General features: G+C 37.6%; 14 protein-coding genes. 3 read left to right on the top strand and 11 right to left on the bottom strand.

All coding sequences use genetic code 11. The features are described from left to right. Window positions 1-169 precede the first annotated feature (169 nt). Entirely contained in the window at window positions 170-460 is a 291-nt protein-coding gene (locus AB1444_00660; GenBank protein ID MEW6525159.1) for a hypothetical protein, read from the top strand. Here AB1444_00660 and smpB read toward each other — a convergent pair whose 3' ends face one another. The 9 genes from smpB to AB1444_00615 form a co-directional block, all read right to left on the bottom strand. After that, the gene (smpB, locus tag AB1444_00655; protein ID MEW6525158.1) at window positions 461-913 is read right to left on the bottom strand and encodes an SsrA-binding protein SmpB; all 453 of its coding nucleotides are present in this window, start codon (window positions 911-913) and stop codon (window positions 461-463) included. It lies immediately after the preceding gene. A gap of 47 nt (window positions 914-960) precedes the next feature. Next, complete coding sequence (gene ccsA / locus AB1444_00650) at window positions 961-3,108, bottom strand: cytochrome c biogenesis protein CcsA (GenBank protein MEW6525157.1); 2,148 nt, start codon at window positions 3,106-3,108, stop codon at window positions 961-963. Continuing rightward, window positions 3,108-3,479, bottom strand: coding sequence for a cytochrome c maturation protein CcmE (locus AB1444_00645; GenBank protein MEW6525156.1), 372 nt, complete (start codon window positions 3,477-3,479; stop codon window positions 3,108-3,110). The genes ccsA (AB1444_00650) and AB1444_00645 overlap by 1 nt, the downstream gene beginning before the upstream one ends. Further along, window positions 3,466-3,639, bottom strand: coding sequence for a CcmD family protein (locus AB1444_00640; protein MEW6525155.1), 174 nt, complete (start codon window positions 3,637-3,639; stop codon window positions 3,466-3,468). The genes AB1444_00645 and AB1444_00640 overlap by 14 nt, the downstream gene beginning before the upstream one ends. Continuing rightward, window positions 3,636-4,289 (bottom strand): cytochrome c biogenesis protein CcsA, encoded by a 654-nt coding sequence (gene ccsA / locus AB1444_00635; protein MEW6525154.1) that lies wholly within the window; start codon window positions 4,287-4,289, stop codon window positions 3,636-3,638. Before ccsA (AB1444_00635) ends, AB1444_00640 begins: the two co-directional genes overlap by 4 nt. Before the next feature lie 29 nt (window positions 4,290-4,318). After that, window positions 4,319-4,978: a heme exporter protein CcmB gene (locus AB1444_00630; GenBank protein MEW6525153.1), complete on the bottom strand. Its 660-nt coding sequence runs from the start codon at window positions 4,976-4,978 to the stop codon at window positions 4,319-4,321. Beyond that, complete coding sequence (locus AB1444_00625) at window positions 4,956-5,567, bottom strand: ATP-binding cassette domain-containing protein (GenBank protein ID MEW6525152.1); 612 nt, start codon at window positions 5,565-5,567, stop codon at window positions 4,956-4,958. The genes AB1444_00630 and AB1444_00625 overlap by 23 nt, the downstream gene beginning before the upstream one ends. A 6-nt stretch (window positions 5,568-5,573) precedes the next feature. Continuing rightward, window positions 5,574-6,932 carry a multiheme c-type cytochrome gene (locus AB1444_00620; GenBank protein MEW6525151.1) on the bottom strand — a complete coding sequence of 453 codons (1,359 nt, stop codon included), beginning with the start codon at window positions 6,930-6,932 and terminating at the stop codon, window positions 5,574-5,576. Between the two features lie 391 nt (window positions 6,933-7,323). After that, window positions 7,324-8,358, bottom strand: a complete 1,035-nt coding sequence (locus tag AB1444_00615) for a mechanosensitive ion channel family protein (protein MEW6525150.1) — start codon at window positions 8,356-8,358, stop codon at window positions 7,324-7,326. A gap of 317 nt (window positions 8,359-8,675) precedes the next feature. Here AB1444_00615 and AB1444_00610 point away from each other — a divergent pair, with 317 nt between their 5' ends. After that, complete coding sequence (locus AB1444_00610) at window positions 8,676-10,115, top strand: AsmA family protein (GenBank protein ID MEW6525149.1); 1,440 nt, start codon at window positions 8,676-8,678, stop codon at window positions 10,113-10,115. A gap of 372 nt (window positions 10,116-10,487) precedes the next feature. Here AB1444_00610 and AB1444_00605 read toward each other — a convergent pair whose 3' ends face one another. Together AB1444_00605 and AB1444_00600 are read right to left on the bottom strand one after the other, a co-directional pair. After that, window positions 10,488-11,306, bottom strand: a complete 819-nt coding sequence (locus AB1444_00605) for a crotonase/enoyl-CoA hydratase family protein (GenBank protein MEW6525148.1) — start codon at window positions 11,304-11,306, stop codon at window positions 10,488-10,490. Window positions 11,307-11,582: 276 nt separating this feature from the next. Continuing rightward, complete coding sequence (locus AB1444_00600) at window positions 11,583-12,035, bottom strand: hypothetical protein (protein MEW6525147.1); 453 nt, start codon at window positions 12,033-12,035, stop codon at window positions 11,583-11,585. A 988-nt stretch (window positions 12,036-13,023) separates the two neighbouring features. Between AB1444_00600 and AB1444_00595 the strand changes: the two genes are divergently transcribed. After that, window positions 13,024-13,857: a hypothetical protein gene (locus AB1444_00595; GenBank protein ID MEW6525146.1), complete on the top strand. Its 834-nt coding sequence runs from the start codon at window positions 13,024-13,026 to the stop codon at window positions 13,855-13,857. The last annotated feature ends 281 nt before the right edge of the window (window positions 13,858-14,138 follow it).

Raw genomic sequence — 14,138 nt, 5'->3', positions numbered from 1 at the left:
TATTTTCCCATAACCATCAACCCTCTCTGTAACTTAAAGAGAGGAAAAATCTTTCCTTTGCATAGTGGCGGTAACTATAGCACTTATGCTTGCTAAGATACCACACTGAGAAGCAGGGGGAATAAGTGAACTGAATAATTAAACTTTTTACGGAGGACTTAAACGTTATATGCTATTGCGTGATTATAATGCACAACAAATCAAAGATGAAATAACACAATGTGTGGCATCAAATGTTTTTGATTCAGAACCAGAAAGCTACACCAAAGCCAAAGAATTGTTGCAAGAGCTTTTTATAGTTTCAGGAGGAAATTTTGACAGGCCTGATTACGAATCAATAATGAAAGTACTAAAGCTTATTGCTGCCCGCCAGCTTAAAAAAGGAAAAGATACAAAGGTAATAGCAGAACGATTCAAAGAGATAGCTAAGAAGATAGAATCGGTAGCAGTATATTCATAATTAACGCATGCGCTTATAGCGCTGCAGTTCTCTGTCAGCATCACGCTTCTTTATATCATGGCGTTTATCATACAGGGTTTTCCCTTTAGCAAGCCCCAGAAGGACTTTTACCTTCCCGTTTTTCCAGTACAGCTTGAGTGGCACCAGCGTCAATCCTTTTTCCTGCTGCTTGCCAGTAAGGCGCTTTATTTCCTGTTTGTGTAACAAAAGTTTGCGCACACGTAACGGGTCATGGTTAAAAATATTGCCTGCTTCATATGGGGATATATTCATCCCATATAAAAATGCCTCGCCATCCTTGATGCGGGCATAAGAATCCTGTATACTGACTTTTTTCTGCCGTATTGATTTTACCTCAGTACCTTTCAATACAATACCCGCCTCAATAGTATCAAGTATCTCATATTCAAAACGGGCCTTTTTATTTTGAATTATCTCTTTTTCCTCTTTCATATGCTCAATCCATTACTGTAAAACTACATCCATAAATACTATTTATGCTATTGTCGTTTAACCAGTGGTAATGCAGTGCCAAAGGCTATTACCACGGTACCCAACCATACTAACCATATAAGCCGTTTAAAGGAAATATCAACTATCACCATATCAGGTGGAACCACAGCCTGTGCTGGTGCATCCATATATAATACTATGAGCTTTTCATGAATATCAAAATCCATCAACGAAATCGTTCGCGTTGTACCAGGAAGTACTGTATTCTGGCTTGTGCGCCTGTCGCCATCAAATAGTACTCCTGGGCGCACTGTGTACTCCTTACCCTGATATTTCACAGTACACAACGCATAGATTTTTGGATTACCCTGCATCATAGCCATGCGGTCAATATCAAACCCATCAAAGCGAAGTGTGACATCATTAAATGAACGCACCTCTCCTTTTTTAAGCATGATCTGTGTTAGTGTATCCTTACCCAATCTATATTCAACAGGTGAAATATAAACATCATATAGCAGGTTATAGTCAATATATGGTTCTCTGAATAGCTGATTGGTGCGAGTATCAATAAAATATGGTGTTTGAATTGTCTTTGATGTGTTGTAATAATCATACTTGAATGCAATTGCACTTTTACTACCTTCAACCATGCCCACAAGCTCCAGGGCTACTGGATAAAATGTCTTTTTTTCATTCTGCGCAATCTGTGCATGATACTCAACTGACTGCGTTTGTGATGTAATGATTCCTACTATGAGCAAAGCTACACCACTGTGCGCTATACGTGCAGCCAGATGCAACGGTATGTGTGGCACTATACCTTTAACATTGGTAAGCAGTATACCAAAAGAAAGTAACATTACAATAAAAGCAACAGGAATAAAAGGCTTCCCTACAAATAAAAGCAATGATACAGCCAGGGCGATAGATCCTGCTATCGCTACTGTTTTTAAGGATGGCTTTTTTGCAAAAGGTGTTACAAGCAACAACACCACAACAAGAAAACCTATTGGCCTGGCAATACTGACATAATATGATTCCTGCACCGTTGATGCTTGCCCCAGTAACCCGGTGATGATGGGCATACAGGTACCAATGAGCACAAACAGAGCAAAAAATAATAATGCTGCAATGCCATAGACTATTATATTGTCTTTTGCAAACAGAGTATTATCTAATGTATTTCCAATTGCATCGTTTCGGCGATACAACAACAATCCTGTAGTAACAATACTAACTGTCACAATAAAAAGTAAAAGATCAGTAAAATTACCTGCACCACTGAATGAATGCATCGAAAAATCAGAAAGGACACCGCTGCGGGTTAAAAATGTACCAAAGATAACCAGTACAAAAGTAACTATCGCCATTATACTATTAAACCTGATAAGTGCCCTCTTACGTTTTTGCACAATTAATCCATGCATGAGTGCAAGGCCTGTAAGCCATGGGATAAGCGAAGCATTTTCCACAGGATCCCATCCCCAGTAGCCACCCCAGCCCAGCACCTTGTATGCCCAGTACCCACCTAAAAATATACCTGCCCCAAGCGTTAACACTGTAGCAACTACCCAGCGGTACCCAGCAGTTAACAGTGAATAATCATTATACAATAGTGCAATTATTGCATACACAAACGGTACCGTTGCCAGTGCATACCCGGCAAAGAGCACCGGTGGATGTATCACCATCCAGAAATCCTGAAGCAGAGGATTTAACCCCAAGCCATCCTGTGGTATTGCTCCCGGTAAAACGTTTTTTGAAGTATCCCACACATACGCAAACGGATTATTATGCAAACAATGTATGATAAATACCAGCGTTACCAGCCCTGCCAATGTCAGAAAGCTCTGTGTATATTGTTTTTCATATCGCAATGCAAGCACTACAGCTATCATAACAAAAAACGTCCACAGTAAAAATGAGCCTTCCTGCCCTGCCCACACTGCTGCAATACGATACATGAATGGCAAATCCACAGAAGAGTGTTGATACACATACAAAAATTGAAATGTATTGAGGACAAACGCAATGGTTAATGTAACAAGCATAAGCCCTGTTACAGCGGTTGCACCATAGTAACTGTATCTAGCTGCTTTTAAGTTATCTTTCTTAAACGAATTAACCGCTAACACAACCGAGGCCACTACCAGCGCAGCAGAAAGCCATGGAAGATAATACAGAAGATTCATTATTTATTCTCCTTGGTGTATTTAGAAGGGCATTTTACCAAAATTTTATCTGCTTCAAATATCTGCTTATCTTTATTATAGCTTCCAATTGCAACAACGCTTGTTGCATGCTCAAAGTTAAGCGGCTTTGATCCTTTATGAATCACAGTCAATCGTTTCCCATTATCATCTTCAATGGTGAATGTAAAGCCGTCAGCGGAATTTTGCACCGGTACTGACTTTACCAGGTTTCCCAGTACCTGTACATACGTATTACCCTTTGATGCCTCATCAAACGATACATACGGCGTTACTATCCCCTTAAAGGAAAAAATTGCTATAGCACCACATACTACAATGATACTTACTATAATAATATTACTTTTTTTCATTGAGCCTCTTTTCCAACCTTTTAACCTTATTATGCAAAAGTATTAAGTAACACACAATACCAACCCACACAACGGCAGATACCCAGAATAGCACTGTAGTTGAATCTTTCTGTATTTGTGTTATATTTTGTGCGATAGTTACCATTAACGATAATTTCATGATATATCCTCAGTACATAAATATTCTAACGTATATACCTTTAGTAAAAGTTTTAACACAATGGCATAAAAAAGTGTAAACGCTACAACCGAAATAATAAGAACTAGCCGCATTTCAGTATCTAGAAGTATTGTCCCTTGAGTATTAATCACGGGATCAGGATGAAGCGATGGATACAGACGCGGAACAACAAATATTAAAAATGGTGAAGCTACAAACGCTATAACAAGATACACACTTTCTAAGATAGCACCCTTTGGATTGGTGCGCACAATTTGATGCAAGCTAAAATAGGCAATATATACTAGTAGCAGCAACGTGATTGATGTTTCACGAGGGTCCCAGTTCCAGTAACTTCCCCACATAACCTTTGCCCACAGTGAACCTGTTATCACGGTTACTATACTGAAAAAAAATCCAACCTGCACTGAGCCACGTGCAAAATGAATATACGCTATTGTTTTTTTGCGTATATATTGTATTGAAGTAAGACCTGCAACAATAAATGCCAGTGTCGACACCCAGGCAAGTGGCACGTGTAGATACACTATCCTGCTTGTTTCCCCAAGGATTGCTGCAGGTGGCACCCATATGAATATGAGATACAGAGATACGAGCATTAACAGTGCATCAATAATGATTAAAAACATGTACAACTCCATGAAAAATTAGGATTCATTTAAAATTCTCTCCATATATAGGGGAACAGCATATACGATACCACGCCAAGTAACGTTGAAAATGCAAGCAGAAAAAGTATAGCGCTTAATGAAGAAAAAATCTCTTTAGAAAAACACTGTGTTGTTGATTTTATTACCACGGTAATAATGGGTAGTGTTATGGGGAAAGATAAAATAGTAAAAAGGCCTCCTCGTGCCTGTGCTATTGCAGTTATTGCAGCAATTATCGTTGTACACACTGCCAGGGCACTACTGCCTACCAGTAACATGATTGCAAAACTGCAATGATGATATACTGCAACATCCATAACAAACAGATACAGCAATCCCACTATTGCTGCAACAGCCACCATAATAATACCGTTTACAAAAAGCTTTGATACAAATATACTTTCGGGGCTGTAATACATCAGGTTAAAGAGAGCTGTATTTTCTTCTATCTCCCTGTAAAAGAGGTGAGATGTATTCATCCCTGAAAAAAATATAATGACCCACAAAAGAATAGCATGCACCATTGGGCTGCCAATTATGCCACCTGATGCAAAACCAATAGAAATTGTCACAATGACACTGAACGATAGTATCAGCGAAATGACTACTTTACTTCTGAACTCAATACGAAGATCTTTTACAATATTACGCACCAATCCCTTTATCAAGCACAATACTCCTATGGCAAAGTTTTGCTTCTCTGCTGTCATTTGTTGCAATGATAATAGCAGTACATGGTTGTATTTTGTTTATTAATTCAAAAAGGATTTTTCTTCCACTATCATCTAAATTTGAACCAGGCTCATCCAGCAATAATAGTTTTGGTTTTTTCAAAAGAGCCATTGCAAGCTTACAGCGTTGCTGCATGCCAGTAGAATAGGTATGAAGAACTGTATCTTTATGCTGATACATATCCAAACGATGGAGAAGCTCTATAGCTTCATCGGTTACTGAGCCAAATGCAAAGATAATATTTTCTGTTAACGTAAGATGATTGTAACACTGTATGTAGGGAGCAACAATGCCAGCATAGTTGATAACCGTATGTGCAGGGATAAAATCATGATTATAAAAATACTCTATCCTGCCACTATCAGGTGACACAATAGTTCCCAAAATTTTCAGCAATGTTGATTTGCCACTGCCATTTGGGCCAACGATAGCAATAGATTCACCTGTTGATACAGTACATGAAATATTGCTGAACAACCTGTAGCTATAGCGCTTTGATATATTGTAAGCTTTTATTGTAAACACAAAACCTTACAGAACTATGTCTTTTTTAGCTGTTGTCATTTCAATAACAGGTAATTTTATTGCCTTTTCTTTCATCACCTCATCCACTGTTTTCTGATCAGCTAAACGGTACAGTAACCTTACCTGTATAGTATAGGTGCCTTTTAATCCTTTAGGCAGTAAAATGGTATTTGTCATGGATTCTTTTGGTAAAATACGATTGTCAAATAGTATCTCCTTAGCTTTTGCAATATTGGTAACAGGTTTTCCTGTCCCATCACCAAATATAGTCTTAAAGATTATAGTATTATCAGGGAGATAGCCCTTTTTATCAGCCTTCCCAATTGCAAAAACCTCTCTGCCATATTGATTCAGGATAACTATCTCTAACCACATCTGCCGTACATCTGTAAGCCCGGTAGGAAGTTTATGTCCTGCACCGGTATTTGTCACTGTTACGGCGATAGTCCCTGATGAAAGATCACGCGTATCAATTAACACTGTGGCTGCATTCTTTAAACGTTCTTCAGCCATTTTGCCTTTGACTTTATCATTATATAATCCAGGAATTACACTGTTGCCCCCCACAAAATAGTGTGTAAAAATGTGATCACGCTGTGGGCCTCCAAAAGCAGCAAATCCAGGATTCTTGGGCCGTGGAGTGGATCCGGTTGCTGGAACACCTGGCCTGTGATACATATGACATCCCTGGCAGGGAACAGTGGTTTTTTCATCACCGGTATTGTACGGGCTTTTACTCCACTCTTCAAAGGTTGTTTCCAGTTTTGTGCCATACACAACATGACGTACGTCATGGCATGTGCCACAGAAAGCAGCCTGTGTGTGAAACTTTGAATATGCAGCCTGATGCCAGTCAGGTGTTGCATCCTTAAATGGTCCATACTTTACACCGGGGTCTGCTTCACCATTGCCTGGCTTATAAGTAAAATGTGCATTATAGTTTTTCTTGGCATCAACGATTACATGGCAGTAATCACACTGAATGCCTTCTTTTGTTATTTCAGGCAATTCGGTTTCCATTGATAGCTCTTCGGTCACTGTTACTGGCTTGCCAGTAATAAAGCCTACCGGTATGTGACATTTAACACAGCTTTCTGCCTCTTCAAGTTCATCCTTGTTTATAGGATTTTGTTTTTTTATATCATCTAAATAAAATGAAGCATACTCTTTATAAATGATATCCTTTTGGGCCAAGTTATGCATTGAGTTTTTCCACTGTTCATATATCTCATCATGGCATCCACCACAGGTTGCAGGGCTTATAAATTGTGCCAGTTTGTAGTGAGGTGTTGATTTACATCCAGTAAAAAAAGCATACACGGTTAATGCAATTATGCTGATTATAATGACTACTTTTGATTTCATAAGACTCCCTTACCTGACAATATCATTATTATAAATGTTATTCCAAATTTGATTCATAATCTATGGCTTTATTACAATATTGAATCAAATCAGCCCCAAATATCTTAAGTTCAGGATAACTTTTGCTACTTGATTTTTATAATTACATGTCAACTTAACACTTTCACTGGTATAGTGAACATCTCCGTACTATATACTATCAATCAGATTACAAATTATTCTTAATCATATTAACAAACACATTTGTATACCAAAATCAAAATGTCAACAATGTTTATGGGCACATCTAAAAACCGCTTTTATCATTATGAAAGCAATAAAAAGAAAGCGGTTTTATCCTACGTAATGTACCCACAAGGGAACATCTAAAAAAATAGTTTTTGAGGTTTCCTTATTCTTTAGTAATATGAATAACACGTTGTGGAAATGGTATTTCAATACCTTCTTCTCTAAAGCGATTAAATATTCGCTTACGCAATTCAGACTGAACAGGAAACTGATCAGCATATTCTTTTACATATACTATAAGGGTAAAATCCAGGGAACTATCGCCAAAACCGGGCATAAAACGAACAACAGGCTCTGGATCCATAATAAGCTGTTGTATAGTGCTTGCTGATTTTTTCACTTCATCAAGTATGATATGTTCAACATGCTGGGGATCAGAGCTATAGCTCACACTTATAGGAATACGCAAAGCTAAATGAGGAACAGGTAGATAGAAATTTGTAATCATGCTCTGAGCTACTTTGCTATTGGGTATTATAATCATGTTATTTGGAAGCATTCTGATTCGTGTAGTACGCCAGGTTATATCCTCAACATATCCTTCTATCCCTTCTTCAATTTTAACAAAATCACCTACACGTATAGAACGCTCAATTAATATTTGAATGCCAGCAAAGAGATTAGACAATGTATCCTGAAGTGCCAAAGCAACTGCCAAACCACCTACTCCAAGGGTTGTCAGTATGGGAGCTATTGATATCCCTAAGTAATTAAGGATAATTAAAATCCCTATAAGTACAAATAAACCCTTGATGATAATATAGGTTAAACCCGTAGGTGCCAGCGGTATATTTGCAGTTTTGACATATTTTTGTAATAACGATCCAACTATATTAGCTATGCCAAGAGTAAGGGCAAAAATAATAATGACATTGACACTTTTTGTTATCAGCATTTGCCATTTTTCTGATAGCGTTGTGTACTGTGAAGCAATAAGAATGGCAAGAGCAAGAACAACAAAGAAAGCAGGTTTTTTCAATGAATCAATTATTATATCGTCAATATCCCAGATTGTAGAGGCAGCCCATTTTGTTAAAATAGAAAATACTATTTTTTTGATAACTAACAAAACAATAAAACCAACACAAAAATACACTAACGGGATAAAAATAAAAAAATATTCATGTAGTACACCCATGGTTTACTCCCCTTACAATTGAATTACCAAAAATACAACACTACCAATCTTTATTAATAAGGGAACTTCTAAAAACTGTTATTTTGATGTTCCCTTTTGGGCACAATATAATTGTATAAAACCACTTTCTATTCTATTATATGAATAATTTCAGAAGAAAGCAGTTTTTTAGAGGTGCCCATAAATTATAAAAATTGTATTGATTTTTCTTGCACTATTGCAATAATAATTTTTATAAAATATCCTGTAACAAATCATTATCCAATACAACCTCTTTTCATATTGAGGTATTAAACTATTTTTTTTGGAGGATATCTATGAAAAAAATATTTAAATGGGTAGCGATAGTTATTGGTAGCATATTTGCACTGGTAATTATTGCAAGCATTGTACTTATGCTGGTTGTTACTAAAGATATGATTGCACAGCAGATGGAGAAGGCACTTAACCGCCATGTAACCATTGAAAAGATTGATGTCAGTATATTCAGCGTTGTTTCGGGCATTGAAGTTAAAGGTGTTGCAATATCAAACTTTAAAACACCCAAACAGTTAGAAGCACTCAAAGGGAAGCCAGTAGAAAAAGGCGATCTATTTGTTGGGCTTGACTCTTTTACATTTAAATTAAAATTTTTGCCTTTGCTACAGGGTAAATTTGAGCTTCGTGAACTTTTACTAACAGGACCAAAGATAAACATTACCCGCTATCAGAGTGGGACATTCAATTTTTCTGATTTAATGAAACCATCTAAAGAGGAAAAGAAGGTTGAAGAAGTTAAGAAAGAAGAACCTTCAAAACCTTTAACTGCCGATACGCTGCCAATAAGCATTACTATAGGTAAAGTTGGTATTGAAAAAGGTGTGATAACATTTGTAGATCAGTCTTTGCAGCAAACACTGCAATTGTATAACCTCAATGCATTAGTGCACGACATTGAAATAGACCCAAAAGATCTGGAAAAGAAAAATCAGGTGAAGTTAAAACTGGATATAGGCATCAAAACTATAGGAAAAACTAGTGGTGGTAGTGTTGAATCATTTGATATTGCATTAGCATCACGTGGAACGGTAAAACCATTTGACCTGAAAACACGAATATTGAATCCAGAAATTTCACTCAAAGCGGGAAGCCCTTACGGAACCATGACCGGTTTACAGATATTTGATGCAATCAAGAGCAATGAGACGTTAGCTAATTATGCCGGCAAGTTTGACTTTTTATCAAAAGATGTAAAATGGAAAAATGGCTATGTAGATATCTGGTATAAAGGCGGTTTGTTAAAAATCACCAATGGGAAAATCAGCACCGATGACTATGCAGGTAATTTCAAAGCTGATGTAAACCTCAACACAAAGGCAGTTAACGCTGAGGTTGACATGACGCTCAATGAAAAACACAATAAATCCATTTACAATGGGATTGAAAAGAATGCATCCAAGCTCATCAAGGGTGATGTTGCAAAATATGTTAAATCAAATACGGTTGCCGAAAAAGCTTTTGGTTATCTCACAAATAAGGACGGGAAAGTATTTTTACAATTCCTTGTTACCGGGACAATGGATAAGCCACAGACAAAGCTGGTTTCCCCAAAACTTCCTTCGCTTATGGATGTTATCAAGGACATTGGTGGTGATGTAGCAGATATAGCTAAGGAAAAGGCAAAAGAAAAAGCCAAAGAAACTACACAAAAAGCAGTAGAAAAAGGAACTGAGAAAGCAAAAGAGAAGGCAACAAAGAAGCTTAAAAAATTATTTTAAAACATAGACAAGGGGGTGTCCCAAAAGGCAGATTTGTATAATGCTGATTGTCCATAGCGTCATTGCCAGAAGTGCTAGCGACGAAGCAATCTTTCCGATTGTAGCAATGAGATTGCTTCGCTACGCTCGCAATGACACATCGGCCAATCCCGTCATTGCGAGGAGCGTTAGCGACGAAGCAATCTCATAGTTTTATTGAGATTCTTCGCTCAGAAAGACAATAAATAATGCACGCATAGCAGTGTATCGAGGTGACCGCATATAACCAAACCCCCGGAGGGGTGACATTATTATAGCTGGGTAAAATTATTATATGATTCAAAAATAAAAAAAAGGCCGTCCCATAGTTTGTTTTGAGACGGCCCTTTTGTATTATTTGCCTGTAAACTTTGGTTTTCGCTTCTGTGCAAATGCAGTGAATGCTTCAAATAAATCATCAGATGGAATGATATTAGCACTCATCGATGCAACATATTTGAGTGCATCATCTATAGTTTTACCAATACCAAAGTTCAATACATCCTTGGAAGCCTGCACAGCCAATGGTGAATTTTCGGCTATCTCCATTGCCATTTTTTCAGCACCTTCATATAATGCTTTCTGATCAGGATACACTTCATTAACAAGAAGTATTTCCTTAGCGCGCTGGGCTGTGATGTATTTTGCGGTGTAGGCAAGTTCACGGGTAATACCCTGCCCCACTATATGTGGAAGTCGCTGCAATACACCAACGTCCGCAACAAATCCAACGGCAGCCTCACGCAGGCTAAATTGTGCATCGGCAGTTGCCAAGCGAATATCACATGCCGAAATCATATCCAATCCAGCACCAACACAATATCCATGAACAGCAGCTATAACAGGCTTGCGACATTTTTCAATGCAAGTCATGGTATCCTGCATTTTATAAATCTTCTGTAGTAAACTACGTTTTATCCCACCTTTTTGTGCAGGATCCGCAAGTTCTTTAATTTCGCCCGCCATTTCAATTAAGTCAATGCCGACAGTAAATGAAGGGCCTTTGCCAGCGAGTATAATTACCCTGATTTCATCATCAGCATCCAATTCCTTAAACACTGAAGGAGCTTCCCACCATGCAGGCGGGTTCATTGCATTCTTTTTTTCGGGTCTGTTTAAATATACCCAGGCAATTGGCGGCTTTTTTTCAATTAAATAATATTTATAATCCATATCCTCTACCTCTTTTAAGATATTTAAGTACTATAGTATTGAATACTCAATTTTTTATCAACCATAAATTACACTGTTATGTTTAATTCACGTTGTGGGGATTGGAATGTGATACATTAAATGTTTTGTACACGCCAAAATAATCCTATCTTTACACTGAAATAGTTATATATATTGTAGTTAAGGCATTTTGCAAGAGGCAGTATTCAAATAGGACTTATACACCTATAAGTATACTTATGTTATATTTTAGCTCATTACATTTAGTTTTGACTGCTATTGAGTGGCAAGTTTCACCAATTCCGGCGGTGGTCCCCAGTAAAATTGGCAGCAAGGTATGCCTTCTTCTAAGTAAAATGAAAATGTGTAGCCACTAAAACGATAGTTATCGGTATTTTCATCACTGTCTAATGCTGCAAGATAATCATACAGATAATTCTCAACACAATACGCTATAATCTTAGCCAGTGACATCTTGCATATTTTCCTCACATCCATCACAAACTCATACTCATTCTCATACAAATACAGATGTACCCGCTTCCAGGTTTGATACCGCTTCCTATACTGTAATCGTGCATAGCTTTTAATCGGAATTCGTTTATAGGACAGCACATAGTTTATGAAATTGATAACAAACGTATGAAGCGATAGTTTACGGATAGCGGCATTTTCTTGTAAAAGCTCTAAGTGTTCATAGGCAATACAGGTAGTCGTTTCTATATTCATAAATTTCCTCCAAAGTATATATGACACAACAATATTATTATTAAAACAAATTTCAACTACTAATTGTATATAGTTTGAAAAAGTATGTGAAATTAACGTGAAACCAACGTCCAGGATGCATCATATGCTTAGATTTATGCTTTTGGATAATAGTTAGGAAATTACACGAGTATGTAGCATGCTGTGGAAAGATATGATGCATACTGCTATTTAAAGTGGCTCCAAATCAAGATATTGAGCGTATAAATACCCCCTTCCAAAATCTTGCATAAATAACTTTAGAAGAGTATGTAATACATATGCAGGATGAAAGGCGGCAATAAGTTCTTTGCGAATGTGTCATTGCAAAACGTCATTGCAAACTCTGAATTTGTAAGTACACAACCTTGTTATGAAAAAGGTATTGCTTCAGCACTTCGTGCCTCACAATGACGTGTTTGCCGTTCCGTCATTAGGAGACATGACCTTGTCACGTCGAAGTTTTCTAAGGGAAGCCCAGATGCCTGCGATGACAAACTGAGGTCCCAACACCACGATTACATCGGTAGTTGCAATGACAGTTTTACCATAGAGTCATTGCATCCGAAGTGAAGCAATCCCCCAGTTAAAAAGGGATTACCTCATCACTTGGTCCCTTGCAATGACATGGTTGCTTTTCCGTGAGCACGAGTCCCGGCTTTGTTTGAAAACGGCTTTAAGGTATCAAGAGTATTTCATCTCAAATAAATCGGTAAAGGTATTCATAAAAAAGGTGATAATAAATTTCATTAAATTATTATTTATCTACAGTAATAATTCCTTAAAAAATTTCAAAATGAACATAGTGTACACCCCCGCCGCCGAAGACGGCGGGGGTGTACACTATTTTATATTTTGTTCAAAATTCCACTGTTAGGAATAATTAATGATTTATATATATTTTTTATTTCACATTTTCTTTATTATATTGTATAATTAACATATATTGCAAAAATTTTTGGAGGGTTATATGCACAAAAGTACAATCTTTTTACTTATGTCTTTGCTTGTATGTGCACTGATAGGTATGCCTGCACAGGCACAGGTTAACAGTGGTGATTTTGGCTTGATTCTAAACGGCGGTGTGGGGGCGGGCTCATCCATGTATGGTGTGGTACTCAATACTACAAATGATTCAAGTTCAACATTAGGAGTTGGCCCAGGAAAAAGTTTTAACGCTGGATTCATGGCAAATTTTAACATTATTGCAATCCATTCACAATTGTACTATGTAACAATAAAAGATTTAGAATGGGAAGAACAGGGCAACACTATAAAGACTGAAGGCTCTGGCCATTTCTGGACATGGGATGGCACCATAGGAATTAAAGCATTAACCGAAGAAGGTGACATGGGGTACACACATGTCTATGTTGGTTTGCGAATATGGAAAGCAATGAGAGAGGAAGATAAACGTACCATCAATGGTACAAATGATACCACATGGTTAGGTAAGCAGGAAATGGTTGGCAATGGCTTTATTGTTGGATTAAGAGATTTTTCAACACTGCCCTTAGGCCCTGTATCACTGGCATTGCAAACAGGGCTGTGGCTGTACAAAGCACCACTAAGCACCTTTAAGCAGGATGGTACTGAAATAGATACAACAGCTGACCAGAATATTGGTTTTGGCTTTGAACTAGCTGGAGGACTTGCATTTGAAGATTTAGGACTTGCAACGATAGTTGGTTTACGTATGGATGTACAAGCCACCGAGATTAAACTTCCATTAAATATAAACGCTGTTGCTGGTGCAGGATATGCACAGTTCTTCTTTGCAGTAAATTACGAAATTGGTTTTTAAACATAACTGATTTTATAGGGGTGTCCGAAAAGACACCCCCTTTGCAATAGCTTTGCACCCGCATCATTGCGAGGAACAAAGTGACGAAGCAATCTTATCTTCTGCGGCATTGAGATTGCTTCGCTTCAACAACCTCAGCACAGGGGCTACGCTCTCAATGACATTGCACCCTGGTCATTGCGAGCCCCACAGTTTATTTTGATACGGCCTCTATATTTCTATTGCAATATTTTACCTCACACAGTATACTCTCTATTAGCTTCATTATTATAAACCAAGGG

It is taken from the genome of Spirochaetota bacterium (assembly GCA_040756435.1).
In the GTDB taxonomy this organism is placed as follows: Bacteria; Spirochaetota; UBA4802; order UBA4802; family UB4802; genus UBA4802.
The sequence above is the reverse complement of the archived record's forward strand: the minus strand, read 5'-3'. Positions and strand labels throughout refer to the sequence as shown.

What these genes read in the sequence shown, in the direction of transcription:
- AB1444_00660 (MEW6525159.1), top strand. Translation starts at nt 170, where the DNA reads ATGCTATTGCGTGATTATAATGCACAACAAATCAAAGATGAAATAACA.
- smpB (MEW6525158.1), bottom strand. Translation starts at nt 913, where the DNA reads ATGAAAGAGGAAAAAGAGATAATTCAAAATAAAAAGGCCCGTTTTGAA.
- ccsA (MEW6525157.1), bottom strand. Translation starts at nt 3,108, where the DNA reads ATGAATCTTCTGTATTATCTTCCATGGCTTTCTGCTGCGCTGGTAGTG.
- AB1444_00645 (MEW6525156.1), bottom strand. Translation starts at nt 3,479, where the DNA reads ATGAAAAAAAGTAATATTATTATAGTAAGTATCATTGTAGTATGTGGT.
- AB1444_00640 (MEW6525155.1), bottom strand. Translation starts at nt 3,639, where the DNA reads ATGAAATTATCGTTAATGGTAACTATCGCACAAAATATAACACAAATA.
- ccsA (MEW6525154.1), bottom strand. Translation starts at nt 4,289, where the DNA reads ATGTTTTTAATCATTATTGATGCACTGTTAATGCTCGTATCTCTGTAT.
- AB1444_00620 (MEW6525151.1), bottom strand. Translation starts at nt 6,932, where the DNA reads ATGAAATCAAAAGTAGTCATTATAATCAGCATAATTGCATTAACCGTG.
- AB1444_00615 (MEW6525150.1), bottom strand. Translation starts at nt 8,358, where the DNA reads ATGGGTGTACTACATGAATATTTTTTTATTTTTATCCCGTTAGTGTAT.
- AB1444_00610 (MEW6525149.1), top strand. Translation starts at nt 8,676, where the DNA reads ATGAAAAAAATATTTAAATGGGTAGCGATAGTTATTGGTAGCATATTT.
- AB1444_00605 (MEW6525148.1), bottom strand. Translation starts at nt 11,306, where the DNA reads ATGGATTATAAATATTATTTAATTGAAAAAAAGCCGCCAATTGCCTGG.
- AB1444_00600 (MEW6525147.1), bottom strand. Translation starts at nt 12,035, where the DNA reads ATGAATATAGAAACGACTACCTGTATTGCCTATGAACACTTAGAGCTT.
- AB1444_00595 (MEW6525146.1), top strand. Translation starts at nt 13,024, where the DNA reads ATGCACAAAAGTACAATCTTTTTACTTATGTCTTTGCTTGTATGTGCA.